Raw genomic sequence first — 25,782 nt, forward strand, 5'->3', positions numbered from 1 at the left:
TCGTTCGGCGAATGGATAAGAATTTCATAAGATAGATTATTCGTTAGTTGTTCATGACGGATGGTCTTTCCTTAGAAAAAAATAAACATAGCACAGGTCCTCTATCAAGCAGAGCTGTACTACATTTTTGACTGCATACACTATTTAAAAAACTGCCCAATAATTCGGGGAATTAATAACAGCAGTTCACCAGCTGTTAAAGAGTTTTCAATTTTATCAAACGTGCCGGATTCTGCCGTGCTTGCTGAGTTCGGCAGTACAAAATCCCCCTGAATGGGTTCTGCTCCCCCATGAAACTGAATCCGCAGCGATTTTGCCTGCAGAAAATCCGGATGATCCATCACTTGAAAATGGATATGTGCTTCCGAGGAATTGCCCGAATTCCCGCATAATCCGAGCAGTTGACCTGCCTTCACTTTATCTCCTGTTTTCACACAAATCGAATCCTGCTTAAAATGGGCAATCATACTGTATTCATTGTGTTCATGTGCAATGGTACAATAGTTACCTGCTAAATTTTCTTAAATTCCTTTTATAAGTTGATAAACAAAAAAAGGCCGCTTCTTTATGAAGGGCCATGCATTTTCATTTTGGTTGTTTTCGCTAAGTATATTGCTTTCAAAGGGAAAGTGGAATATATTGAAAATACATTAATTTTATTAAAAATTGGAGTTGTTTGAATGTTAATACTAATCGTTGCCGCAATGTTAATAAACCTAGTTTCCCCACTATTTCTCAAAAAAAAGTACAAAGGGGCTTCGATAATAATAACAGTTGTTTCAACAATATTTTCCATAGTTCCATTTATTTTAGGCATGTTATTTGATGGATTTAACGCAAATTCGGCAATGTTTCCTTACGTTTTCCTATCTTCTTTGTTTTTACCTTTGTTATTTCTTTTGTCAGGTATTAATATCGTAATGATTTTGAAACAAAGGTGGCTAAAATAATCAAAATTAGTTTTTTTGTGAGAAGTAACTCTTTACGAAAACGGCCTTCATTTTTATTATTATGCCATGCCTATCCAAATAAGGAACCATAGCACAATAAATAGGATTTTGTACTTTTCCACTTTCAATATGTTCAAGTTTGTCACTTCTCTTTTTATGAGCCACCACATGCTGAATCCATATACAAACAATAAAAGGAGAACCAAGGGCTTGTAAAACGGTCCGATTATAAAATAGTAATATCCCATAATCGCCACAACGATCAAGTAAATAGTCATAGCAATACCCATTCCGCGTATTTTTTTCGGCAGTTCAATTTGTCGGCGGCTATAGTAGCTGGAGGCCACCAGAATCATCACTAAAATGCCTAGACCAATAAATATAGAAGGAAATTGTAGTCGGTCATGTGCATTTTCCAGGTCAGATAAAACAGCGGACGGATATTGTTCATGCCCGGGATAGTACGCATCATTCGTCACGTCATACAAATAGTTCCATGCCAATTCAAATTTTCTCTGTTCACCGTTTCTATACAACACAACAATGTCATAATGCTCATCGCTATTCGGAGGAGCCATGACAGCTGGAAGCGCTGAAATGTTTTCGAATAAAGTAACCATTTCATCTGTCGTCACATTTTCAACCCCAATGAAAAATGTCGATGCTCTGCCCCGAAACCCCTTTTCTCCGTTATTTTCATAGGAAGTAATTTTCACGATCTCACCGGATGCTGCCTGATTATTAAGATTGTTCGAGGTGAACAGTAAAAACAGACCAATGAAACAAATCGCCGCCATCACACCTAGTTCACGGAATGTTTTCAAAGGATTGCGTCTTTTGACAGGCTTTTTATGGATGTTGTAATAGATGGATTTTTTTAATGCCTCATTTTCAGGGAATTCATTTAACTGTTTTAAGCGATCGTCAAGCTTCATCGATTTCACCTCCTAAAATTTTCTGCAATGCCAGCATCGCACTTCGCTGTGTATTTGCGACTTTCATCGAAGTTAACCCCATAATGTCGCACGTTTCCTGAATCGAAAGCTCCTCGATTTTCCGGTAAATAATAACTTCGCGTTGGACCGGCTTTAACTTTTGCAGTGCCTCGTACAATCGTTTCCGGTCTTCTTCCTGAATGAGCCAATCATGCGGAACGTAGTGAAAATCCTGCTGCTCCGGGGCAATTGTAAATGGAAGCCACTTAATTAATGCTCTCTTCCGGTAATAGTCATAAACAAGATTCCGGGCGACTTGCCTCGTATAAGTCTGGAAATTGGTCACTTTGGTCAAATCCGTTTTATAAATCCGCACAAACGTATCCTGCGTTAAATCTTCGGCTACTTGTGCATTCGATACCATGTAGCGTATGTATTGATACGTCTTGCGGAACTCCTGCTCATAAAGCTCGTCGAAATCCATGTCCATCACCTCTCTTACTTCTATAGACGAATGAAAATCAAAAATATGTAATTTAATTTAAAGTTTTTCATGAAAAAAGCACCTCCTTTATGAGATGCTTCCGGTATTCGAAAGAAATTCTGCTTTACCTGATCTTAAATATCTTAACCATCTTCCAAATGAGTACAATAAACAGCGCTGCCAAAATGACGAAAAACGGCCAGCCGATCGTTGTTGCTTCTTCTAAAGCAATCATCATGATGCGGTATACGATGTAGGCGAATAATATATTGATGATGTTACGCATATAATTTAATGTTTGGCGACTATTTCTGTAAAAGACCTCGGCATTGGATTCATTGAAGCGTTCCGGATAGTTGTGCGTTTCAGGGAATTTTTCCAAAATCATTAAAAAGAAATGCATGGCAATCCCGATGCCCGGTAATATTAACAGCTCCCATTTAGAGCCCCACCGGTCGACATTGCCGCTGCCGTCAAAGTGGGCAGGTATTTCTTTAGGCAGTTCGCTCCAGTTCACGAATAGTACAGCGAACATGATTGCCAATGCGATATACCCGATAAGATCCATCAGCCATTCGGATTTCGTTTTCGGAATCTTGATCTTAGGGCGTTTCGTCAAACTCATTTCCATCACCTCTTTTAATTTTTTTACTCAGCACTTTTTATAACAATATTTTGCCAACATCCGCTATACTTGAATTTAATCATCCTCTTGATGGGAGAACTACTTATGCTACTTGACATCATTCAATTTTTACGGGAAATCGACCAGGTCATATTTTATTACATAAAAGAGCTCGGACTGTATATTTATATTTTGCTGTTTGCGGTTGTTTTCACGAAAACGGCCTTTGTAATTTTAACATTTTTACCCGGGGATAGTACGGTGTTCACAAGCGGGACATTGGCAGCGATCGATAAGCTTGATTTTCTGACATTGCTGATCATCTTCATCGTTGCGACAACGCTTGCCGACAGCAGCAACTACCTTATCGGAAAATCGATACGGAAAATTCCGCCGAAGCGCAATCTGTTCATGCGTTTTTTATCAGAGGAAACTACTGAAAAAGCACTGAAATTCCTGGAAGACTACGACCGGATTGCCATTACGTTTTCAAGGTTTGTGCCGTTGATGCGGACAATGACACCGTTTATATGCGGATATTCGGGCTTTTCGTATGGGACATTTTTACGCTATAACTTCATGGGGGCCGTACTTTGGACCGTTGTATGGCTTGGCGGCGGCTTTTTACTCGGAAATATACCATGGGTTGAAGAAAATCTCGTCCTGACACTCACGATTATTTCCATCTTCGTATTTAGCTTCACAGGTTATGCGTACGTTAAACAATTCAAAAAAAAGAAAGCGGTTACTGCCGATTGAAAAAATGGAGCCTATCACGTTCAGATGATAAGCTCCTTTTTTTAGTTTGTCTGATTTTCCTGCTGGTTCATTTCATGCATATATTCGATAATTTCACGGATGCCGTCCAATGAGTGAACGAGAATATTCGGGTCGATACAAGAAATCATGCGGTCTTCCAAATTGGCAACCGCAGTAAAATATTTCGTCTTTTCGTAATTGACAAGCCCCATCTGTTTTAATACGCCTTCTTCAAAGTCGATAATTTCTTTCGCATCGGCAACGACCAATCCGTAATTAATCAACTCTGTCTTCAACACAATGATTTTAGCCGTTTGTGTATTTGTCGGGCGATTGTATAAAATGGTCTGAAAATCGATGATCGGTGTAAGTTCCCCGCGAATTCGCGCAAAGCCGAGCAAGTAGTTCGGCAAATGAGGAATCGGAGTTACGCGCTCCAGCTTTTCAATCGAAACAACCTGCCCAACCGGAACGGCATATTCTTCTGTGCCGCATAAAAATACGACTGCTTTTTCAATGCTCATATTCATACCTCTTATTTCATTGTTTGAACAACGATTTCTTCCAATAAATCAGCCAGTTTTTCCAGTTCTTCCACCGGCATTCTTTCGTTTGTCGTATGAATTTCCTCATAGCCGACCGATAAGTTTACAGTAGGGATTCCGAACCCGGCGATAACGTTTGCATCGCTGCCGCCGCCTGAAATACCAAGCTGCGGTGTGCGACCGATCGCTTCTACCGCCGCTTTCGCAACTTTCACAACCTGATCTTCTTCTGTCGCACGGAAACCTGGGTACATTAACTTTACTTCCACTTCAGCGCGCGCACCCATTTCTTGTGCGACACGTTCAAATGTTTCTTTCATATGGTCCGTTTGGGCATTCAGTTTTGTTTCATCGATCGAACGGGCTTCCGCAAGAATCGATACTTCATCACATACGATATTCGTTGCTTTCCCGCCTTCGAAACGTCCGATATTCGCTGTTGTTTCTTCATCAAGACGGCCTAATTTCATTTGGGCAACCGCTTTTGCTGCAACCGTAATTGCGGAAATCCCCTTTTCAGGTGCAACGCCTGCATGTGCTGTTTTACCGATGATTTTCGCAAATACTTTTGCCTGGAACGGTGCTGCTACTACAATGCCGCCTACTTTGCCGTCACTATCAACCGCAAAACCGTATTTGGCGATGATTTTTGAAGGATCCAGTTCTTTGGCTCCGACTAATCCGCTTTCTTCACCCGCTGTAATGATGAACTGGATTGTGCCGTGTGCGCTGTCTTTTTCTTTTAAACGACGCGCCATTTCGAATAATGCTGCGATACCTGCTTTATCATCCGCACCTAGAATCGTTGTGCCGTCAGAATAAATATAGCCGTCTTCACGAATTTCCGGTTTAATGCCTTTGCCCGGTACGACTGTATCCATATGTACTGTAAAGTAGATTGGCTCGATAGACTCATCACCTTTTAATGTTGCGATAATATTGCCTGCACCGTGACCATTTCGTGTATGTGCATCATCCTGAAAAACATCAAAGCCCATTTCTTCTAATTTTTTTACTAAGATTGGTGCAATTACTTCTTCGTGTTTCGTTTCAGAATCAATTTGCACTAATTCCAGAAACTCTTCTACTACTCGGTTCATAATCGATAACTCCTTTAAATAACTAGTTTACGCTTTATTGTACGCCTCTATTTTTGAAAAAACAATGATTGATCATCGGCAGTTAAAATGCTTTGTTTTTCCTCTTGCAGCGCCTGTTCTTTTTCGGTTGTCATGCTCAGTTTTTGCTTCAAATCCCGAAGTGTATTCGCCACATCATCCTGTACACGCAAAAGCTGATCGATTGCAGTTGTAATTTTCGAATGAACCGACCAGTCGGTAAAAATATTATCGAAAAAGTAATCCGTAAACATGATAAAACCATCCGTATGAACTTCCAGTGTATTTTGGCGCATCTCTTTAATATCGAGCAGTTCGTTTTGGAATCGTTGAAGGGCCATCTGTGCTTCGTGCAAATAGCCGTTCGTCTCTTCCAGCTTGTCATGCTTTAATGCCGTTGCGATAAAGCCTCCGCCTAAAAATGTATCCCATGTCGAGTAGGATTTGGCATCCTGCAATTTCGAGCCGGCATCCGTCAGCTTATTGAATGCCTGTTTACCCGCATCAATCGCTTCATGGATTTCGGTTTTCAGCTGTTTGCATAAAAGCTCCTGTTCAATGATGCCCGTTAATTCCTTCGCTGCTGCAGGTGCATTTGCCATCAGCCACACTTGTTTTTCATTTTCTATTTTCTTCAGCTGCTCACGTATAGTTGAAACATCTATTGCGCTTAATCGCTGAACGAGTTTACCCCGGTCTTCCTGTAAATCCTTAAACGTCAGCTGCGCTTCGACCAGCTTCAGCTCTGAAACGGCAACCTGGTCCATATTCTGTTCGATCAGCTCATCCTTTTTCCCGGACCAGCCGCGAAATAGATTCACGAACGAAAACCCCTCGAGCTTATTCAATTGCTGGCGTGCCTTTTGCAGATTCTGTTCATGCTGCTCAATATCCTGCTCGGTATGCTGGATCTGCTGTTCAAGACTTTCGATTTTTTTGCTCAGTTTTTCCGCTTCCAAAAGTTGAATGTAATGCTGTTCTGATTGCTGCTGCAATTGCTGCCATCCCATATTCTTCACTCCTTTATAAATCCTTTATAGTTACCCGACATCTGTAATCGATTGCTAATCCAGTTCATCCTCATTGTCTTCAAACAAATTTTGCAGCATTTTATCACGGTGCTGCAAAAAATACGAGGTTACCTGATAATGTTCGGTTTCTTCATACTTTACCTGCTCGATGCCATGCTCATCAAATTGATAGATGACCGCCTCCGGGAATCCGAGTAAAATCGGCGAATGTGTTGCGATGATGAATTGCACATTTCCCTGCTTTACCAAATCATTCATCAATGTTAAAAACGCCAGCTGTCTTGTCGGGGATAATGCGGCTTCCGGCTCATCCAGCAAATAGATGGCCTGCCCTGTAAACCGGTGCTGGAACAGCGAGAAAAAAGATTCCCCGTGTGACTGATGATGAAGCGATTTTCCCCCGTATGCTTTGTAGCCGTTCTCATCGGTTTCATCCAAATGCGACGCAAACTGATAAAATGTCTCGGCACGCAGAAAAAAGCCGTTCGTTACTTTTGGCCACCACGAGAGCTTCACATAATCGCCAAGCGCGGATTCGGATTGATCCACTTCATATGCCTTATAGTTTTGTGTGCTGCCCCCTGCCGGATTGAAGCCGATCTGATCTGCAATGGCTTCGAGCAATGTCGATTTACCCGCCCCGTTTTCTCCGACGAAAAACGTGACCCTTGCGTCCACATCCAATTCATCCATATGGCGAATAAACGGAATCGAAAACGGGTATTCGCTATAGTCCGTTATTTCTTCTTTTTTAAGTTTGACTGATTTTAAAAACATCTGTTTTCTCCTTAAATCAATAAAAAAGTGGTGATTTCCATTCCGGGTCGGACGCTTTCCGCGGGCGTGAGGCCAACACGAAGTTGGTCACAAAAGCGTTGCTACAGGACGTGGCGTTCTTAGCTTTTGTTCCTAGTCTCAGGCGTCAGTGCTCCTGTCGCTTCGCTTTCGTCGCAAAATAAATTACGCTATTGCCGTTGGGGTTGCCTCCCCTCCATTCCAATCGCCTTTTTACACATTTCCCCCTCTAAAGCAGTGTCTATTCCGACGATAAATACACTTCTTCAAATGGCTGAATGATGACGAATCCTTCACCGGAAAAGGCCATTTGGATCGATTCATTGCTGCCGCGTCCAATGAGTGTGCGGAACGTAATATCCGTTACAAATTCCGGCTTCAAATTCCCGGACCATGCGACTGTCGCATTCGGGTCGGTATACACTGTTTCACCCGGCTTAACGATCAGTGTCAGCGGTTCAAAATGGGTTGTAATCGCCACTTTTCCTTTGCCGTCCAGCATGACGTTGAATAAGCCGCCTGCCATCATACCGGCCATTTTGCGCATAAGTCGTATATCCCAATTGATTGACGGTTCAAATGCAAGCAGGTCATTGCCGTTCACACACAGACTTTCGTTCTGCAAATCAAAAATGGTAATCTTTTTTCCTTGGTCAGCTAAATATAACCGGCCTTTCCCTTTAGCCTTCATCAATTGCGTACCTTCACCGGTCAATGCTTTCTTGAACATTTTCGACACGCCGTGCTCCAGCATGCGCTCACGCTCAAACTTGATCGAACCGACGTAGGCAATCATTGCGCCCATTTTCGACCATACTTCCCCGTTCAGATTTACTTCAAGTACACGATCGGTTTCCAATTCAAAATAATCATTTTCATTCTGGTCTTGCTGCGTCTTGTTGACAAAATCACGAATGGAATAGTTCCCCATCAGTAAAACCTCCCTTTTCATGTTCTACGGATTAGATACTGGATAAGTTTCGAATTTTCTGCATTTTGTAATTGTATTAAGGCACGATTGTTTTCAATCACTACCATCTGAATAATATTTGCATTACAATAAAAAAAAGAGGTGATCATGATGGAGTACCGACGTGAAATCGCTTTAGTGTACAGTGTTGAGGAAGCTATGACAAAGCTGAACATGATTAGAGGGCACGGTTTTTCCGAGCATGAAATCCATGTGTTTTCAAAAGATCTTCACCCGTTACAATCTCTGAAAATGTATACCGACATTCAAGTCCACCTTGCCGGCAACTGGCTCGACCAGCTCATCAGCTTTGTGACGCGTCAAAATGTTTATGAAGTGAGCTTGCGTATTTTGCATCTCACTCCGGAAGAAACCGCCCATTACGGGCATGGCATTGAACTTGGGGCAATCTTTCTGTTTGCCGAGCACGAGCACCCGTATGAAAAGGAACCGAATAAACAGCATGCAGCATTCAATCTTAATGCGGTGGAATAATTTTATAAAGAACTGCCGTCGATCATAATGAATTTTACGATTAATGCACCAACGACCAAACTGATGATGATCCCGTTCAAAATAAGCACAAATCCCTTTGGAAACGGTATTTTTAAAAGCGATGCAATGGTCCAGTGAATGAGACTGTAAACAAATAGCGCAATTAACGTTCCAAAAGCTTGAAAGGCAATGGTCAGCAGCCTGCCTGAATTTGAAATGTCTCCGGGTGGTGCATCAGCAGCGGTAAACAGCATCCCCATGATAAACAACATTGATAGGAAATAACAGCTGTAGCCGATCAGGCTGACCATCGCCGTATAGAGGAAGCAGTTTACAATTTTAATTATTTTCATTGTGTTGCCGACCACCCTAAAAGTTTTCTGCAATGAAATGCGCATTTATTTCCACACTTCATTTAATTTATCACTATAAAAATTTATCGCATTTTTGTATTTCTGAATTTGAGGGTCAGATGAAGTAGTCGCTAAGTTTTTCAATAGAAGCTCCAGTGAACGCTCATGTTCATTCAAGTTAAACAGCGTCATGGCATAAAATACTTGAATGGCTAAATTGTGCGGAAACTTCTCCAGCCCTTCTTCAAGTGTATGTTTTGAACTTTCGTATTCTCCCAGTGTTCTGTATGTACTGCCGAGACCTAAATAAGCATTCGCTAAATCTTCTTCTTTCAAATTACCTTGAATCGCCTTTTCATAGTACGGTACAGCTTTGGACTCTTCTCCTAGCATATCATAGCTCCATGCACACTGATAATTTACATAGCCATCTTTCGGATGTTGTTCAACCAAACTCAATAATTGTTGGTTGGATTGTCGTAATTCCCCCTCACTCCTTAAATCAATTGCTCTTTGTAGTTGATTGATTTCCTTCATGCATTTATCCTCCTAGAATTTCTCTTTAAATAGCATAATGGCTTCTCGTAAATTTCACTATAATAAAAAAGGAGGATTTACAATTTAATGGTCAGTAATTTTTGATAATTTTTTTGTATTACAAACTGTTTTGTTTCAAATTATTATAGCCTGAACTAAAAAACACCTCAAAAATGATTGGATTGTCAATCATTCAAGAGATGTTTCTTAGTGTATTTTAATTAAAAATTATAGCGGAATATTTCCGTGCTTTTTGTATGGACGGTCTTCCTGCTTTGTTGAAAGCATATCCAATGCCTGGATCAGCTTAATACGTGTTTCACGTGGATCGATAACATCGTCAACCATACCGCGTGATGCCGCTACATAAGGATTAGCGAATTTTTCTTTGTATTCTTCAATTTTCGCTGCACGTGTTGCTTCCGGATCAGCCGACTTCGCAATTTCACCTGCATGAATAATGTTTGCCGCACCAGCAGCACCCATTACAGCGATTTCAGCATTCGGCCAAGCAAATACTAAGTCCGCGCCAATTGCTTTCGAGTTCAATGCTACGTACGCACCACCGTATGCTTTACGTAAAATGACTGTAATTTTCGGTACAGTTGCTTCAGAGTAAGCATAAAGGATTTTCGCACCGTGACGGATAATCCCGCCGTGTTCCTGTTTAACACCCGGGAAGAAACCGGATACGTCCTCAAATGTAATGACAGGCACATTGAATGCGTCACAAGTACGTACGAAACGTGCTAATTTATCAGATGAATCGATATCCAATCCGCCAGCAAGGAACTTCGGCTGGTTACATACTAGACCAACTGATTCGCCCGCGATACGTGCAAAACCAACAACGATATTTTTCGCGAATTCTTTTTGCACTTCCATGAATGAACCTTCGTCAACTACTTGTTCTACTACTTTACGAACATCATAAGATTTTGTTTGGTCGATCGGCACAACATCAACAAGTTCTGAACGGAAGTTATCGCCTTCCGGAGCAGCTTGTTTCGGTGCTTTTTCTCTGTTGTTCTGTGGTAAGTATGAAAGCAGTTGCTGAATTTGTGCAATGGCAGCTTCTTCGTTTTCAGCACGGAAGTGGGCATTCCCTGAAGTCGCGTTATGCACTTTAGAACCGCCAAGACCTTCTGCCGAAATTTTCTCGCCTGTAACTGTTTCAATTACTTTAGGACCTGTAATGAACATTTGAGATGTTTTATCAACCATTAAAATAAAGTCTGTAATCGCTGGTGAATAAACAGCACCACCCGCACAAGGTCCCATAATTACCGAGATTTGCGGAATTACACCTGAATAGATTGAGTTACGGTAGAAGATGTGACCGTACCCGTCAAGTGATAATACACCTTCTTGAATACGCGCACCGCCTGAATCGTTAATGCCGATAAACGGCGTACCGTTTTTCGCTGCCAAATCCATTACTGCTGCGATTTTTTTCGCGTGCATTTCACCAAGCGCACCACCGAATACTGTGAAGTCCTGTGCAAATAAATACACATTACGCCCATTGATTTTACCGAAACCAGTAACTACGCCGTCACCAGGGCCTTCCAGTTTGTCCATGCCGAAATCAACAGTACGGTGTGTGATGAAAGGATTGATTTCAACGAATGACCCTTCATCCAATAACATATCAATACGTTCACGGGCAGTCATTTTCCCTTTTTCATGCTGCTTTTCGATACGCGCATCCCCGCCACCAAGCTGGATCGCTTCTTTACGGTCATAAAGCTCATTAATTTTATCAAACATATCTGGAGTTACTGTCGTCGTTGTCATCGTTATTTATCCCCTTTTCCGCTTTTATCGCATAATTCATAAAGTACACCATATGAGTCTTTCGGGTGTAAAAATGCTACTTCCGCGCCGCCAGCACCTGGGCCAGGCTCTTCGGATAATAGTCGTACACCTTTTTCACGAAGTTCAGCCATGCGCTCACGAATACCTGTTACTCCGAATGCAACATGGTGAATGCCTTCTCCGCGCTTTTCCAAGAAGCCGTGGATTGCGCTTTTTTCACTCATTGGCTCAAGCAGTTCAATTTTTACGTTGCCTGCATCGATAAAAGCAACTTTTACTTGCTGTGATTCTACTTCTTCCATCTTTAATAATTTCAAGCCTAACGTTTCTGTGTAATATGTAATACGTTCTTCAATATTACGTACGGCAATGCCGATATGATCCACTTTTTCCACGGTACTGACTCCCTTTTGAATAAAATTATTAATGCCGCCTCATCTGAATCGTGTTCAGACATTTGTTGACTGCTTTTTTTATTGGGTATTTGGACGCCCGATAAAAAATTTTATAAAATTTCGAAAATGTAAAATCTAATGTACTTGAGAATTCCTTCAAATTTGATAAACTAGTACTAGTTCATATTGAAGGAGCGAAAAGAATGAGCAACAAAAAGTTTCAAAAAATAGTCGTTTATTCAATGGTTGTTATCATGTTAATCTCAACTGTTGCAATGGGTGTCGCAGCAATTATGTAATGGATGTTTATGCATCCATTTTTTTATTTTCTCCTGGGAATTAAAATTGATTCCCGTTCCGGGTCGGACGCTTTCCGCTATCAAGTTCCCGATTATTTCATTCCCCTGAACGATTGCTTGATGACCAGGTATTCATCCATTTCTTCGATGAACTGGTACAGCGCGGCCATGGCGAGGAATGTTTCGTGATCATTTGGCAAAGGCATTTGGGCGAACTCTCCTTTTACTTTGTCGAGCTTTTCCAAAAAGCGGCTTGCCGTGTTCCCGGAATGCACGTTTTCACTCAAATCTTCCATGAAGGCCGCAATTAATGTAGCCTGCTCTGTCATTACCGGAAGGGTCGTGATTTTCGGCAACACCCGCTCGATGATTTCCAGCTGTCTTTCACGCATATCAAAATACAGATAAAACGTATTTTCTTTACGGGTGACGTGATTTTCAACATCCTGGAATGCGAGCGCTTTTCCTGCCTCGACCACTTTCGCCGCCTCAATCAGTTCATGACCGTCCCACAATGTATCGCCATCTCTCAAATAGCCTGCGATTTCCGCAAGAATTTTTTTCAATAACGACTCCAATTTTTCGCGGTGGTAATACAGGCCCTGCTGGATATCCGGCATATACATATTGACGACCAACCCTACCCCATAACCGATTGCCATTAAGTAAAATTCATTGATAAGCAGATCGACGGTAAAATTGGCGGTCAAATAAATGTGCATCATGATGACCGAACTTGAGATAAAACCTTCCACAACCTTCAGTGACACGATTGTCGGAATGAAAAGAATCATCACAATCCCCAAAATAACCGGCGAATAACCGAATATTTCGAAAAATATAAACGCATAAACAATCCCGATAAATGTTGAAACAATCCGGGTATACACTGCATGGAGAGATTTACGCTTAGTTGATTGAATGCTTAAAATCGTCAGAATACCAGCCGCCGTGAAAAACTGCAAATCAAAATATTGGGCAATTGCTATCGCAACAGCAGCACCAATGGCTGTTTTTAAAGTCCGATAGCCGATTGAAAATTTCTTCATATCGTTTGAACTCCCCCATTAGAGGAATGCAGCGGGTACGTTCGAAACGCACCCGTTACACAAGTACTCTAGTAGTATTAGATTTCTTCGCAGTTTTCCTCGAAGTGACCTTGAAGGTTTGTGACAACACTCATCGGGTCATGGCCTTCGATTTCAAAACGGCCAACTTCTCCTACAACTTGTCCATCTTTCAATAAAATGAATGATGGCGATGACGGGATATGGTCTTCACCGAAATAGTAACGTGCAGCTGCTGTTGCCTCTTTATCTTGACCGGCAAATACGGTTACTAGATGGTCAGGACGTTTATCGTAATGTACAGCATGTGTTGCTGCAGGACGGGCAATACCGCCAGCACAGCCACATACAGAATTCACCATAACAAGAGTTGTTCCTTGACGGGCAAACGCTGCTTCCACATCTTCCGGAGTGCGCAGTTGTTCATAACCTGCTGCTTCCATCTCTGCACGTGCAGTCGTTGTAATTTGTTGCATAAATAAATCATAATCCATGTTCATAAGCTTTTTAGCCCCTTTCTATGTTCCTTTTTATCATAGCAAGGTTGCGAAAGATGTGCAAAGACTCTTGATTATCATTTGTTTTCATTCAGCGGAAACTCCCGCTGAATGAAAATAAGCCAAGGCGTAATTGATTTATTCCTTCTTCTCATTAAATAATGCATTAACCCCTTGTGTTACCGTCAGCTGGCCATGCAATATTTCTTCCTCAAGTGACCGGACCTGCTTTTTGCGTTCCGGATTTTTATAAAACGAATCGATTAAATGATCGGTAATCATCGTATGGAACCAGTCGCGCGTCTGCTCATGGCGACGTGTTGTCCAGTAGTTCGACTGCCTTGTTGTTTGCTCAAACTGCATCAGCATGTCCCAAACTTTGTCGAGCCCCGTTTTTTCAAGGGAAGAGACGGTCAGTGACGTACTGAGCCAGCCTGGTGTCGATGGCTGCAGAAAATGAAGGATCTGCTTGTATTCCTGCATTGTGCGGCGTGCAGGGCGTGCATTGTCCCCGTCCGCTTTATGGACGATAATGCCGTCTGCAAGCTCCATTATGCCCTTCTTCATCCCTTGAAGCTCATCTCCCGCACCTGTTAAAACTAAGAGCAGGAAGAAGTCGACCATGCCGCGTACATACGTCTCACTTTGGCCGACCCCGACTGTTTCAATCAAAATGACATCATAGCCTGCCGCCTCGCATAACAGCATCGTTTCACGTGATTTTTTATGGACACCGCCCAATGTACCGGCACTCGGTGATGGACGGACAAAGGCATTTTCCTGGCGTACCAGTTCTTCCATCCGTGTTTTGTCCCCCAGAATACTGCCGCCTGAAAGTGATGAGCTCGGGTCGATTGCAAGTACCGCAACACGCTTGCCCATTTTGCACAACATCGTACCGAACGCTTCGATAAACGAACTTTTTCCCGCACCCGGTACACCGGTGATGCCGATTCGGATCGAATTGCCCGTATAAGGCAACAGCTCCTGCAGCAGCTTCTGTGCTTCTTCCTTATGGGCATTGTTCGAGCTTTCGATGAGCGTTATCGCTTTTGCGAGCGAAGTACGGTTACCCGCACGCACTTCGCTTGCCAGCGTCTGTAGATCAAGTGTATCCTGCTTTTTTTTCCGGAACTTTTTCGGGTTCGAATAGCTCATACCATCATGACCACCCTTCACACCATCCATGACAAATAAAGCGCTCTTCTCGTCTTGTGGCATCACTACTCTGCCACTTCCTCATAACCTAACTTTTTATAAATTTCTTCTATAATACGGATTGCCGATACTGGAATCACAGTACCTGGTCCGAAGATCGCCGCTGCACCTGCTTGATACAGATAATCATAGTCCTGAGCCGGGATTACACCGCCGCAAATGACGATAATGTCCTCGCGACCCAGTTTCTTCAATTCAGCTACAAGTTCCGGCACTAAGGTTTTATGACCCGCTGCTAAAGAAGATACTCCGATACAGTGTACGTCGTTTTCGTTTGCCATTTGTGCTGTTTCTTCCGGTGTCATGAACAATGGAGATATATCGACATCGAAACCTAAGTCCGCATAGCCGGTTGCTACAACCTTCGCACCACGGTCATGTCCGTCTTGTCCCATCTTCGCCACTAAAATACGTGGACGGCGACCTTCTGCTTCCAGGAAGTCTTCTGTCATTTGCTTCACTTCTGAAATCATTTCATCATCCGAGAAGTTTGCAGAGTAGACGCCCGAAATTGAACGGATAACCGCTTTATGACGGCCAGATACTGCTTCAATCGCATCCGAAATTTCACCTAGTGATGCACGCGCTCTTGCCGCATCAACTGCAACAGCCAATAAGTTTTCAGAACCGTCTTCAGCCGCTTTTGTAATTCGCGCTAAATGTTTTTGCACTTCCGCTTCATCTCGAGTTGCCTTCATTTTTTCAAGGCGGGCAATTTGTGATTCGCGTACGATTGCATTGTCGATATCCAAAATGTCGATTGGATCTTCTTCAGCAAGACGGTATTTGTTTACGCCGACAATCGTTTCTGTTTTAGAATCGATTTTTGCCTGGCGTTTAGCCGCTGCTTCTTCAACTTTCATTTTCGGAAGTCCTGTTTCAATCGCTTTTGCCATTCCGCCAAGTGCTTCGATTTCTTCGATTAATGCCCATGCTTTTTCTGTCAGCTCTTCTGTCAGTTTTTCAACATAGTACGAGCCGCCCCATGGATCGATAATTTTTGTCATACCTGTTTCTTCTTGCAGGAACAGCTGTGTATTACGTGCGATACGAGCCGAGAAATCCGTCGGTAAAGCAATGGCTTCATCCAGTGCGTTCGTATGAAGGGACTGAGTATGGCCCATCGCTGCCGCGTTCGCTTCGATTAATGTACGAGTGACGTTATTGAATGGGTCTTGCTCTGTTAAACTCCAACCAGATGTTTGCGAGTGTGTACGAAGTGCAAGAGACTTCGAGTTTTTCGGATTGAATGTAGACATCATTTGTGCCCAAATGCGACGTGCTGCACGCATTTTCGCCACTTCCATGTAATAGTTCATGCCGATCGCCCAGAAGAACGATAAACGCGGTGCAAATGCATCAATGTCAATGCCCGCTTTTAAACCTGTACGTACATACTCAAGACCGTCTGCCAATGTATAGGCAAGCTCGATGTCATTTGTCGCACCTGCTTCTTGAATATGGTAGCCCGAAATGGAAATCGAGTTGAATTTCGGCATGAATTTCGCCGTATATTCAAAAATGTCTGCAATGATTTTCATCGACATTGCCGGTGGGTAAATATAAGTGTTACGCACCATGTATTCTTTTAAAATGTCGTTTTGAATCGTACCGGCCAATTTATCAGGCGATACTCCCTGTTCTTCAGCTGCAACGATGTAGAAAGCAAGAATCGGTAATACGGCACCGTTCATCGTCATCGAAACCGACATTTGATCAAGTGGAATGCCGTCGAACAGAATTTTTGCATCTTCAACCGAATCGATCGCAACGCCGGCTTTTCCGACATCCCCTGTTACACGAGGGTGATCCGAGTCATAACCGCGGTGTGTCGCCAAGTCGAATGCTACTGAAAGCCCTTTTTGCCCCATTGCCAAGTTACGACGGTAGAAAGCATTTGATTCTTCCGCAGTCGAGAAACCTGCATATTGACGCACTGTCCATGGACGCGCTACATACATCGTCGGGTATGGACCACGTGTATTCGGTGCAATACCAGCCACATCTTTTAAATGTTTTGCATCTTGAATATCTTCTTTATTGTAGACAGAATTCACTTCGATGCCTTCATTTGTCACGTACGAGCCTGTAGAAGTAAGTTGCTCTTGTTTTAATACATCTTCAATGACAACCGTTGCGAAATTTGCTTTACTCATTGTTGTACCCCCTTCACGCTCATCACGACATCCGACAGCTTTTCTACGATGTTCTGACCTGCATGAATAAAGCCGTTTAAGCCTTTTGCAGTCCATGCCGCTTCTTCTTCTTTGTATTTACCTGCTGCATCCAATACAACCGATTGTTTTTTGTTGTCAAGCAATGCCGGCACAATGGCTTTTGTATCTTCATCCGTTGCTGCTACGACTACATAGTCATAGTCGGCACTTGCCAGCCAAGTTGTTGCATCCTCAATTGTTTGGAAGCCTGCTGTCTGATACGCTACGATGCCCGCTGTCGCGAAGAATCCTTGTACAAAATCTGCGCGCGGCTTGTAGTTTTTCAGTTCGCCGAATGTTAAGATTGCTGCCTTGATACCAGTTTGTGCATAAGTAGCACGCAAGTTTTCAAATGGAATGGCAAGACGTTTGACACCTGCAAATTGCGCATTTTCAGTTGTTGCTACTGTATCTTGCGGGTTTGCATAAATGTTCGTACCGATCAGTGAATGCTTGCGTGTTTCCACTTGCTTCATGCGCGTCTGATACACTTCCTCAATTTGAGCATCGATACCGTATGCTTCCAATCCGCCGGCAATTTCGATTTCCAAAAACAGTGCCCATGCTTCTTTTACATAATCTGCTGTTAATGATTCGATAAAGTATGAACCGCCTGATGGGTCGATTACATTTGTTACATGCGACTCTTCTTTCGTAACAAGGGAAACATTACGCGCAATACGGACCGACTGCCCCGAAACACCTGTCAATGCATCATGCGGATGTACTGTAATTACGTCTGCACCGCCGATTGCCGCTGAGAATGCTTCATTCCCTGCACGCAACAAGTTTACATAAACATCATATTTCGAGAAGCTGCGTACCGAAGTTTCCACTACGACCGGGACAGCGCTTGCTTCATTGCCGAATGCTGAAGCAAACGCTTTCCATAATACTTTAAAGGCACGAAGTTTTGCTACTTCTGCAAAGAATTGTGTATCGACAGCGAACTGTACGAAAAACTTCTGTTCAAATGCTTTAAAATCTTCTGCCGTATTGGCAAGTTTGGCTGCCTGTGCAAGCGCAATAGCCAGCTCTTGTACCGCATTAGCGCCGTCATTATGGAACGGAATCGTATTTGCACAAAACGTGCGGACGTTTGGATAGTCAGCTAATTCAACTGTTTCAGGTGAAACAATATAGCCTACAACGTCATTGCGTTTAGCTTCGTCAATATATTTGAATACATCCAGCACTGCATCTTGGGCAGAAGCGACGATAAATTTAAATGAATTTTCCGATAAATAAGAAGCGAGTTTTTCGCTGTCCTGTTCAGACCAGTCGAATGCAACCGGGCTGTTGATTGTAATCATTTCATTACCGCGTGATAAGCTATCCTCGATATTGGCAAAAAAGCTGGCTGCATCGTTGCCGGCAATTTGCTGGGCAACCGTGAAGCTCGTCTGTTTTGTTAAAGTACGGATTGTTGAAACTTGTTTCTCCAGTTGGTCTCCCAATTTTTCGATTAAGCTTTCTTCTGTGTAAAGTGGGTCAAGCGTGATATTTTCAATCGTCTTTGTAAATAAGGATTCAAACGGTTTTCCTTTTAATGCTTTAACCGCTTCTTCCTTCCACTGCTCATAGCTAGCTGTTTGAAATTCGATCTCTTTCATATTCATTGACATGTGGTCGCTAAGTAGCTTCCCCCCTTGTTATATTTCTGTACTATAGTTTACACGAGAATGTTCTGACAATAAAGAGAAAAAAAACGTGAAAGCCTTATTTCACAGGCTTTCACGGTGTTTTTAGTAGACTGACATCTTCTGTTTATCGACATTTTCGAGAATTTCTTTCACACGAGATAAGAATTTACCACAAATCATGCCATCCAAAATTCTATGGTCTAAAGATAAACATAAATTTACCATAGAGCGTGGGGCGATCATATTCCCCTGTACTATTACAGGTCTTTTTACAATACTTTCCACCTGTAAAATGGCTGCCTGCGGATGATTGATAATGCCCATCGACTGAACCGAACCAAATGATCCGGTATTGTTGACCGTAAATGTCCCACCTTGCATATGCTCCAATTTCAGTTTTCCGTTGCGTACAAGATGTGCGTATTCATGAATTTCTTTCGCAATGCCTTTTATCGATTTTTCATCGACATTTTTGATGACCGGCACGAATAATGCATCATCAGTTGCTACGGCAATCGATAAATTAATATCTTTCTTTTGAATGATTTTATCTTCCGCCCAAACAGAATTGATGATCGGGAATTCTTTAAGCGCCTGGGAGACCGCTTTTAGGAAGAATGCAAAATACGTCAGATTGAATCCTTCTTTTTTCTTGAAATCTTCTTTGATGCTGTCACGGTATTCAACAAGCTCTGTCACATCGACTTCCATCATCATCCATGCATGCGGAATTTCATGTGTGCTGCGCAGCATATTTTTCGCAATCGCTTTACGCACTTGCGTAACCGGAATTTCAATGTCCCCAGCGGCAACAGGAATGTCCTGTTTTGGCTGCGGTGCAGATGCCGAAGCTTGTGTAGTACCTTGTGCTGTCGCTTGCGAAGACGCTTCTTGTTTTGGTTCCGCGAAAGCTGTTGGCTGCTCGTCATTCGAAATATCCTGATTTGTCGGCTTCCCTGCAGCAACATAAGCTTCAACATCTTTTCTCGTAATCCGGTTGCCGACACCTGTTCCGGTAATCTGGGCCAAGTCGACATCATGCTCATTTGCCAATGATAAAACAGCAGGTGAAAAACGGCCAGGCTTGCGTTCTGTGCGCACTGGTTTGTCTTCTTTTTTCACTGCCGGTTTGTCTTCTTCTTTTTTCTGAGTACCGGCATTAAGAATGGCCGAGCTGACATTCGACTTCTTTTCTGGCGGTGCTGGCGGCAATTCGGATCCTTCCACTTCAATCGCGCATACAACTGCGCCTACCGGCAATGTTTCACCTTCGTTTGCGATTAACTCTGTAATTACCCCTGCAAACGAAGAAGGGATTTCGGCATTCACTTTATCTGTTGTTACTTCTGCTAATGGATCATATTTGTTTACTTTATCTCCCAATTGGACAAGCCAGCGTTCAATCTTGCCTTCTGTCACACTTTCTCCAAGTTGCGGCATGACGATATTTTGAATTGTCATCAAACAATCCCCCTTTAACTAATAGGCCTTTGCTCAAAAAGTTGCAAGCCAATTATAGATATTTGAATTAAATTAGGGCATCTCAAAATATATGAGTTGATTTCCATTTCAGGGAGGACACTTTCCGCAGGAGCCGCCTCCCTTCCATTCCATTCAACTCGTTTCTCTACAAAACTGTAGCTTAAATATTCTGTCCCTTATTCTATTAACTAGAATTCAGCGAGTTCGCGAATTGCTTTTTCTACTTTGTCAGGATTGATCATGAAGAACTTTTCCATTGATGGTGCGTATGGCATTGCGGGTACATCCGGTCCTGCGAGACGCTTGATCGGTGCATCCAGTTCAAATAGGCAATGTTCTGCAATAATGGCTGCCACTTCACCGATAATGCTGCCCTCTTTGTTATCCTCTGTAATAAGGAGGACTTTTCCTGTTTTTCTTGCCGCTTCGATAATAGCTTCCTGATCTAACGGGTATACAGTACGCAAATCTAAAATATGTGTCTCGATACCGTCTTTTGCAAGGCGTTCTGCCGCCTGTAATGCAAAATGTACTGCAAGACCGTACGTAATGACCGTTACATCATCACCTTCACGCTTCACATCGGCTTTACCGATCGGCAATGTATAATCATCTGTCGGCACTTCCCCTTTAATAAGACGGTATGCACGTTTATGTTCGAAAAACAGTACCGGATCCGGATCGCGAATGGCCGCTTTTAACAGACCTTTTGCATCATACGGAGTTGATGGAATGACAATCTTAAGTCCAGGTGTCCCTGCAAACATCGCTTCAACCGATTGTGAATGATATAGGGCACCATGTATTCCCCCACCAAATGGCGCACGCACAACTAACGGACAGCTCCAGTCATTGTTTGAGCGGTAGCGGATTTTTGCCGCTTCCGATACAATCTGGTTCACAGCAGGCATGATAAAGTCAGCAAACTGCATTTCGGCAATCGGACGCATGCCGTACATTGCTGCACCGATTGCAACACCGGCAATCGCACTTTCCGCTAACGGTGTATCCAGTACACGCGCTTCGCCGAATTGGTCATACAGGCCCGTTGTCGCTTTGAACACGCCGCCTTTTAACCCGACATCTTCACCTAATACGAAGACGCGGTCATCTCGCTCCATTTCTTCTTTCATCGCTAAGTTAATCGCATCAATATAAGATATTACCGGCATTACGCATCTTCTCCTTCCGCATACACATAACGCAATGCATGTTCTGGCGAGGCATAGGCTGCATTTTCTGCATAATCTGTCGCTTCATTGACAGTATCCATAATTTTTTTGTTCATTTCTTCCAATAGCGCATCATCCGCTATTCCGTTGTCTTTTAAGTATGTTTCGAATAAAATAATCGGGTCTTTTGCTTTTCCTTCTGCAATATCTTCAGCTGTTCGGTATTGACGATCATCATCATCCGAAGAATGGGCTGTCAGTCGGAACGAAACCGTTTCGATCAGTGATGGCCCTTCACCGCGACGTGCACGATCAGCCGCTTCTTTCACCACTTTATAAACTTCCAGCGGATTTTTGCCGTCTACCGTTACACCAGGCATCCCGTAGCCGATTGCACGGTCTGATACTTGTGCACAGCCCAGTTGACGCTCAACCGGAACAGAAATTGCATACTGGTTGTTTTCTACCATGATAATAACCGGCAATTTATGCACGCCCGCAAAGTTTGCTCCTTCATGAAAGTCTCCTTGGTTTGACGAACCTTCACCGAGTGTTACAAATGTGATAAAGTCCTTTTGCTGCATTTTCCCTGCAAGTGCGACACCGACCGCGTGCGGTACTTGTGTCGTTACAGGAGAAGAACCCGTAAGTATACGATTTTTCTTTTGCCCGAAATGCCCCGGCATCTGACGCCCGCCGGAGTTCGGATCTTCCGCTTTCGCAAACGCCGAAAGCATTAAATCTTTTGCCGTCATCCCAAAATGAAGGACAACCCCCATATCACGATAGTACGGCGCAATATAATCCTTTGTATGATCAAGGGCAAAGGCAGCACCTACTTGAGCTGCCTCCTGTCCTTGGCATGAAATAACAAATGGTATTTTGCCTGCACGGTTCAACAGCCACATCCGCTCATCAATACGGCGTGCCATCAGCATTGTTTCGTACATATTCAGTACATCTTCATCCGTCAATCCCAATTGTTCATGTGTAATATTCGTGTCCGTCATAAAATACCCCCTTGTCACTGTTAAAAATGAATCGCTTTGCCTTCAATCGCCAGCGCGGCTTCCCCGATGATTTCGCTTAACGAAGGATGCAAATGCACCATCTGTCCAACTTCCCATGGTGAGGCATTTAAAAACAAGCCAAGTGCAGCTTCGGAAATCAAATCCGTTGCATGCGGTCCGATTAAATGGACGCCGACAACATCATTCGAACTTTCATCGGCAACTACTTTCACAAAGCCTGCTGTTTCACCATACACGATCGCTTTACCGATCGCTTTAAACGGGAATGTTGTTGTAACAACTTTATAGCCGTTATTTTTCGCTTGCTCTTCCGTAAGGCCGACACTAGCGACTTCCGGATTACTGTAGACGCCTCGAGCAATATTTGCATAATGCAGTGGAATCGAATTCTGTCCCGCAATATGCTCAACAGCACGTATTCCTTCATGTGAAGCAACATGTGCCAACTGCATGCCACCGATCACGTCTCCTATAGCATATATATGACGTTCTTTCGTCTGGAAATGTTCGTTTACTGAAATATATCCGTTGTCCAGTTCGATTTCCGTATTCTCCAAGCCGATGTTTGACGTGTTCGCTATCCTTCCAACCGATAGTAGAAGTGCTTCCGCTGAAATGGTTTCATCATTCACTTGAAGCGTCACATCTTCCTTCGTATCAATTGCCGAAGGATCGAGTTTCACATTGAAATGAACGTTTACACCGCGCTTTTTCAAAGATTTCAGCATTTCTGCGGAAATGGCTGCATCTTCAGTCGGCAGCAGGCGGTCACCCAGCTCGATAATCGTGACTTCGACATCGAAATCAGTGAGCATTGACGCCCATTCGACACCAATTACACCACCACCGATAATAATGGCTGATTTCGGAAGCTTTTCGATCGTCAGGAATTCATCTGATGTGAACACCTTTTTCCCATCCACTTTCAAACCGTCCAATGTTCGAGGGCGAGAACCCGTCGCAACGATGACGTTTTGCGGCACAAGCATTTCATTTTCAGTGCCGTCATTCATTTCCACTGAAATCGTACCTGGCATCGGCGAGAAAATAGATGGTCCTAAAATGCGGCCAAAGCCGTCATAAACATCGATCTTTCCTTTTTTCATCAAATGCTGGACACCTTTGTAAAGCTTATCGACTACGGTAGCCTTTCTTTGCTGGACACGCTCAAAGTCGATTTTGACGTCATTCACTTCCACCCCAAAATCAAGTGCCTTTTTCGATTGCACATATACTTCCGCACTTCGGAGCAATGCTTTGGTCGGAATACAGCCCGCATGCAGGCATGTACCCCCCATTTTATTTTTTTCGACGATTGCCGTTTTCAATCCGAGCTGTGAGGCACGGATTGCGGCTACATAACCGCCTGTGCCTCCGCCTAAAATAACGACATCATAATCTTTCGCCATAACCGACACCCCTTTTTTCCAGTTACAAAATCAATTACTTCTTTCGGAATCGCGTTTTAGCGACCGTTTAAAATATTTTTTTCGTTTTGAAGGAACTGACTGCGGGATTTCGCTACACGAGCAATACGCTCTTCCGCTAAACGGTTTGCCGCTAAATAAGTTGGAATATCTTCTTCTTTTGAAATGGCAAAAATCTTTTCCAAGCTTGTGTAGATCGTTTCAACACGTTTCATAGCGCGCTCCCGATTGTAGCCGTATAATTCGTCTGCTACGTTAATAACCCCACCTGCATTTATTACGTAATCCGGTGCATAAACAATCCCTAAATCATGCATTACTTTACCATGTCTTGATTCGGCCAGCTGATTGTTTGCAGATCCAGCGATAACCTTCGCTTTGAACGTCGGAATCGTCTGATCATTGACGATTGCGCCAAGAGCACATGGTGAGAAAATATCCACATCTTGTGCGTAAATCTCGTCAGGTGCTACAGCCACCGCTCCAAAGTCTGCCACGACACGGTCGATTGCCTGCTGATTAATATCCGTTACAATTAGTTTCGCTCCTTCATTATGCAAGTATTCACATAATGTGTACGCAACATTCCCAAGACCTTGAACCGCTACTTTACGGCCTGCCAGCGAATCATCCCCAAAAGCTTCTTTTGCAGCTGCCTTCATTCCTAAAAATACACCATACGCTGTAATTGGCGATGGATTGCCTGAGCTGCCGAATGCCGGTGAAATTCCTGTTACATAATTTGTTTCTTCATGGATCAGATCCATATCCGCAACCGTTGTCCCCACATCTTCCGCTGTAATATATCGACCATTCAAACCTTGAATGAAACGCCCTAATGCTCGGAACATTTCTTCATTTTTATCTTTGAACGGATCTCCAATAATAACTGTTTTACCGCCACCTAAATTTAAGCCTGCCGCCGCATTTTTATAAGTCATACCGCGTGCTAGACGAAGTGCATCTTCAATCGCTGCTTCCTCCGAGGCATATGTCCACATGCGCGAACCCCCAAGAGCTGGACCCAATGTTGTATCATGAATAGCAATGACCGCTTTTAACCCCGATGCCTCATCTTGGCAAAAGACTACTTGTTCAAAATCATATTTCTGCATGTACTTGAAAATTTCCATAACACTATACCCCTCCACTCAAGAAAGCGCTTACTTTCTCGTATATTATTATTTTCTGTTAATTAGAGATAATAAATACTTAAATTTGTATAATTTTATTATCGTTATTTTTACAATACTTATAAATCTAAAATGATGCAACTAGAAATCCCTAATTTGACTTAAATTAGAATATTCGGACAATTTTTAATCCGAAATACACCTGAAAACCGTGTGAAAACACTTTCGAAAACACTATTTTAATATAGTAATTTTAAGGTTGTTAAGCTAATTCCATATTTCCATTCTATGAATCTATACCCGATTATTGACTTTCTCTGCCTGCATTGTAAAATTAAGTGATGCTAAAATAATCTGGGACATTGTTACATCCACTACTTTTTGTCTGGAGGAGGTCTATAAATGGCACGTATGGCTGCATTTATCGTACTAGTCATTCCCGCAATTTTAATGGCTGCCGGGATAAAATTTATGCGAGATACATTATTCGGTATTTTAATTTCACCATTCCCTTGGATTTGGTTACAATTCGTCGTCGGAGCCATATTTTTTGCCGTTTCATTTTTATTTTTTGCAGGTTTTTTACTGTACCGGGATCGCAAGCGCGGCAAAGTATCGGAACGCTGGCAAAAATAAAACAGAACAAGGGGCCGGGACATAACAAAAAAACACTATTTTCCTCTGAGAGGAAAATAGTGTTATTTTGCTAAGCGTTAAAATTGATTTCCATTCCGGGACGCTTTCCGCGGGCGTGAGGCCAACAGGATGTTGGTCACAAAAGCGTTGC

The 25,782-nt window shown here is 42.9% G+C and carries 26 protein-coding genes and 1 pseudogene; 4 read left to right on the forward strand and 23 right to left on the reverse strand.

Annotation, left to right across the window (positions count from 1 at the left end):
* Window positions 1–140 precede the first annotated feature (140 nt).
* The 4 genes and pseudogenes from MKZ25_RS11275 to MKZ25_RS11290 all read right to left on the reverse strand — a co-directional run.
* A pseudogene (locus tag MKZ25_RS11275) lies at window positions 141–500 on the reverse strand (M23 family metallopeptidase); the annotation flags it as partial.
* A 509-nt stretch (window positions 501–1,009) separates the two neighbouring features.
* Entirely contained in the window at window positions 1,010–1,885 is an 876-nt protein-coding gene (locus MKZ25_RS11280; protein ID WP_340718642.1) for a dehydrogenase, read from the reverse strand.
* The gene (locus MKZ25_RS11285; protein ID WP_340718643.1) at window positions 1,875–2,369 is read right to left on the reverse strand and encodes an RNA polymerase sigma factor; all 495 of its coding nucleotides are present in this window, start codon (window positions 2,367–2,369) and stop codon (window positions 1,875–1,877) included. Before MKZ25_RS11285 ends, MKZ25_RS11280 begins: the two co-directional genes overlap by 11 nt.
* 124 nt (window positions 2,370–2,493) lie before the next feature.
* A complete protein-coding gene (locus tag MKZ25_RS11290) occupies window positions 2,494–2,994 on the reverse strand; it encodes a DUF1648 domain-containing protein (protein WP_340718644.1) in 501 nt (166 codons plus the stop codon).
* Between the two features lie 105 nt (window positions 2,995–3,099).
* Here MKZ25_RS11290 and MKZ25_RS11295 point away from each other — a divergent pair, with 105 nt between their 5' ends.
* Window positions 3,100–3,753, forward strand: coding sequence for a DedA family protein (locus MKZ25_RS11295; RefSeq protein WP_340718645.1), 654 nt, complete (start codon window positions 3,100–3,102; stop codon window positions 3,751–3,753).
* Window positions 3,754–3,794: 41 nt separating this feature from the next.
* On the opposite strand, the gene MKZ25_RS11300 is transcribed toward MKZ25_RS11295, so the two are convergent.
* The 5 genes from MKZ25_RS11300 to MKZ25_RS11320 form a co-directional block, all read right to left on the reverse strand.
* Complete coding sequence (locus tag MKZ25_RS11300; RefSeq protein WP_340718646.1) at window positions 3,795–4,277, reverse strand: chemotaxis protein CheW; 483 nt, start codon at window positions 4,275–4,277, stop codon at window positions 3,795–3,797.
* 11 nt (window positions 4,278–4,288) lie between these two features.
* Window positions 4,289–5,398 carry a M20/M25/M40 family metallo-hydrolase gene (locus tag MKZ25_RS11305; RefSeq protein ID WP_340801587.1) on the reverse strand — a complete coding sequence of 370 codons (1,110 nt, stop codon included), beginning with the start codon at window positions 5,396–5,398 and terminating at the stop codon, window positions 4,289–4,291.
* Between the two features lie 47 nt (window positions 5,399–5,445).
* Window positions 5,446–6,426, reverse strand: coding sequence for a hypothetical protein (locus tag MKZ25_RS11310; protein ID WP_340718648.1), 981 nt, complete (start codon window positions 6,424–6,426; stop codon window positions 5,446–5,448).
* 54 nt (window positions 6,427–6,480) lie between these two features.
* Window positions 6,481–7,224, reverse strand: a complete 744-nt coding sequence (locus MKZ25_RS11315) for an AAA family ATPase (protein ID WP_340718649.1) — start codon at window positions 7,222–7,224, stop codon at window positions 6,481–6,483.
* A gap of 259 nt (window positions 7,225–7,483) precedes the next feature.
* A complete protein-coding gene (locus MKZ25_RS11320) occupies window positions 7,484–8,173 on the reverse strand; it encodes an AIM24 family protein (protein ID WP_340801588.1) in 690 nt (229 codons plus the stop codon).
* 150 nt (window positions 8,174–8,323) lie between these two features.
* Between MKZ25_RS11320 and MKZ25_RS11325 the strand changes: the two genes are divergently transcribed.
* The gene (locus MKZ25_RS11325; protein ID WP_340801590.1) at window positions 8,324–8,707 is read left to right on the forward strand and encodes a general stress protein; all 384 of its coding nucleotides are present in this window, start codon (window positions 8,324–8,326) and stop codon (window positions 8,705–8,707) included.
* 2 nt (window positions 8,708–8,709) lie between these two features.
* On the opposite strand, the gene MKZ25_RS11330 is transcribed toward MKZ25_RS11325, so the two are convergent.
* The 4 genes from MKZ25_RS11330 to mce all read right to left on the reverse strand — a co-directional run bounded on the left by MKZ25_RS11330 (window position 8,710) and on the right by mce (window position 11,810).
* Window positions 8,710–9,060 carry a hypothetical protein gene (locus tag MKZ25_RS11330; protein WP_340801591.1) on the reverse strand — a complete coding sequence of 117 codons (351 nt, stop codon included), beginning with the start codon at window positions 9,058–9,060 and terminating at the stop codon, window positions 8,710–8,712.
* Window positions 9,061–9,105: 45 nt separating this feature from the next.
* Complete coding sequence (locus MKZ25_RS11335) at window positions 9,106–9,597, reverse strand: tetratricopeptide repeat protein (protein ID WP_340718652.1); 492 nt, start codon at window positions 9,595–9,597, stop codon at window positions 9,106–9,108.
* 228 nt (window positions 9,598–9,825) lie between these two features.
* Window positions 9,826–11,394, reverse strand: a complete 1,569-nt coding sequence (locus MKZ25_RS11340; RefSeq protein ID WP_340718653.1) for an acyl-CoA carboxylase subunit beta — start codon at window positions 11,392–11,394, stop codon at window positions 9,826–9,828.
* A 2-nt stretch (window positions 11,395–11,396) separates the two neighbouring features.
* Entirely contained in the window at window positions 11,397–11,810 is a 414-nt protein-coding gene (gene mce, locus MKZ25_RS11345) for a methylmalonyl-CoA epimerase (RefSeq protein WP_251687099.1), read from the reverse strand.
* A 203-nt stretch (window positions 11,811–12,013) separates the two neighbouring features.
* Here mce and prli42 point away from each other — a divergent pair, with 203 nt between their 5' ends.
* Window positions 12,014–12,109, forward strand: a complete 96-nt coding sequence (prli42, locus tag MKZ25_RS11350; RefSeq protein WP_008404197.1) for a stressosome-associated protein Prli42 — start codon at window positions 12,014–12,016, stop codon at window positions 12,107–12,109.
* Between the two features lie 92 nt (window positions 12,110–12,201).
* On the opposite strand, the gene MKZ25_RS11355 is transcribed toward prli42, so the two are convergent.
* The 10 genes from MKZ25_RS11355 to MKZ25_RS11400 form a co-directional block, all read right to left on the reverse strand.
* Window positions 12,202–13,158: an aromatic acid exporter family protein gene (locus MKZ25_RS11355; protein WP_340801592.1), complete on the reverse strand. Its 957-nt coding sequence runs from the start codon at window positions 13,156–13,158 to the stop codon at window positions 12,202–12,204.
* 77 nt (window positions 13,159–13,235) lie between these two features.
* Entirely contained in the window at window positions 13,236–13,676 is a 441-nt protein-coding gene (locus tag MKZ25_RS11360; protein WP_340801593.1) for a BrxA/BrxB family bacilliredoxin, read from the reverse strand.
* A 135-nt stretch (window positions 13,677–13,811) separates the two neighbouring features.
* The gene (meaB, locus tag MKZ25_RS11365) at window positions 13,812–14,894 is read right to left on the reverse strand and encodes a methylmalonyl Co-A mutase-associated GTPase MeaB (protein ID WP_340803009.1); all 1,083 of its coding nucleotides are present in this window, start codon (window positions 14,892–14,894) and stop codon (window positions 13,812–13,814) included.
* A 2-nt stretch (window positions 14,895–14,896) separates the two neighbouring features.
* Window positions 14,897–17,047, reverse strand: coding sequence for a methylmalonyl-CoA mutase (gene scpA / locus MKZ25_RS11370; RefSeq protein WP_340801594.1), 2,151 nt, complete (start codon window positions 17,045–17,047; stop codon window positions 14,897–14,899).
* Window positions 17,044–18,726 (reverse strand): methylmalonyl-CoA mutase family protein, encoded by a 1,683-nt coding sequence (locus MKZ25_RS11375; protein WP_340801595.1) that lies wholly within the window; start codon window positions 18,724–18,726, stop codon window positions 17,044–17,046. The genes scpA and MKZ25_RS11375 overlap by 4 nt, the downstream gene beginning before the upstream one ends.
* 126 nt (window positions 18,727–18,852) lie before the next feature.
* Complete coding sequence (locus tag MKZ25_RS11380) at window positions 18,853–20,211, reverse strand: dihydrolipoamide acetyltransferase family protein (protein WP_340801596.1); 1,359 nt, start codon at window positions 20,209–20,211, stop codon at window positions 18,853–18,855.
* Between the two features lie 209 nt (window positions 20,212–20,420).
* Window positions 20,421–21,404, reverse strand: a complete 984-nt coding sequence (locus MKZ25_RS11385) for an alpha-ketoacid dehydrogenase subunit beta (protein WP_340801597.1) — start codon at window positions 21,402–21,404, stop codon at window positions 20,421–20,423.
* Entirely contained in the window at window positions 21,404–22,414 is a 1,011-nt protein-coding gene (locus MKZ25_RS11390) for a thiamine pyrophosphate-dependent dehydrogenase E1 component subunit alpha (RefSeq protein WP_340801598.1), read from the reverse strand. Before MKZ25_RS11390 ends, MKZ25_RS11385 begins: the two co-directional genes overlap by 1 nt.
* A 20-nt stretch (window positions 22,415–22,434) precedes the next feature.
* The gene (gene lpdA, locus MKZ25_RS11395) at window positions 22,435–23,844 is read right to left on the reverse strand and encodes a dihydrolipoyl dehydrogenase (RefSeq protein WP_340801599.1); all 1,410 of its coding nucleotides are present in this window, start codon (window positions 23,842–23,844) and stop codon (window positions 22,435–22,437) included.
* Between the two features lie 56 nt (window positions 23,845–23,900).
* A complete protein-coding gene (locus MKZ25_RS11400; protein ID WP_340801600.1) occupies window positions 23,901–24,995 on the reverse strand; it encodes a Leu/Phe/Val dehydrogenase in 1,095 nt (364 codons plus the stop codon).
* A 402-nt stretch (window positions 24,996–25,397) separates the two neighbouring features.
* On the opposite strand from MKZ25_RS11400, the gene MKZ25_RS11405 reads away from it, so the two are divergent.
* Entirely contained in the window at window positions 25,398–25,631 is a 234-nt protein-coding gene (locus MKZ25_RS11405) for a DUF2627 domain-containing protein (RefSeq protein ID WP_251687080.1), read from the forward strand.
* Window positions 25,632–25,782 lie beyond the last annotated feature (151 nt).

Origin of the sequence: Solibacillus sp. FSL W7-1464 (assembly GCF_038004425.1) — a bacterium.
Taxonomy (GTDB): Bacteria; Bacillota; Bacilli; order Bacillales_A; family Planococcaceae; genus Solibacillus.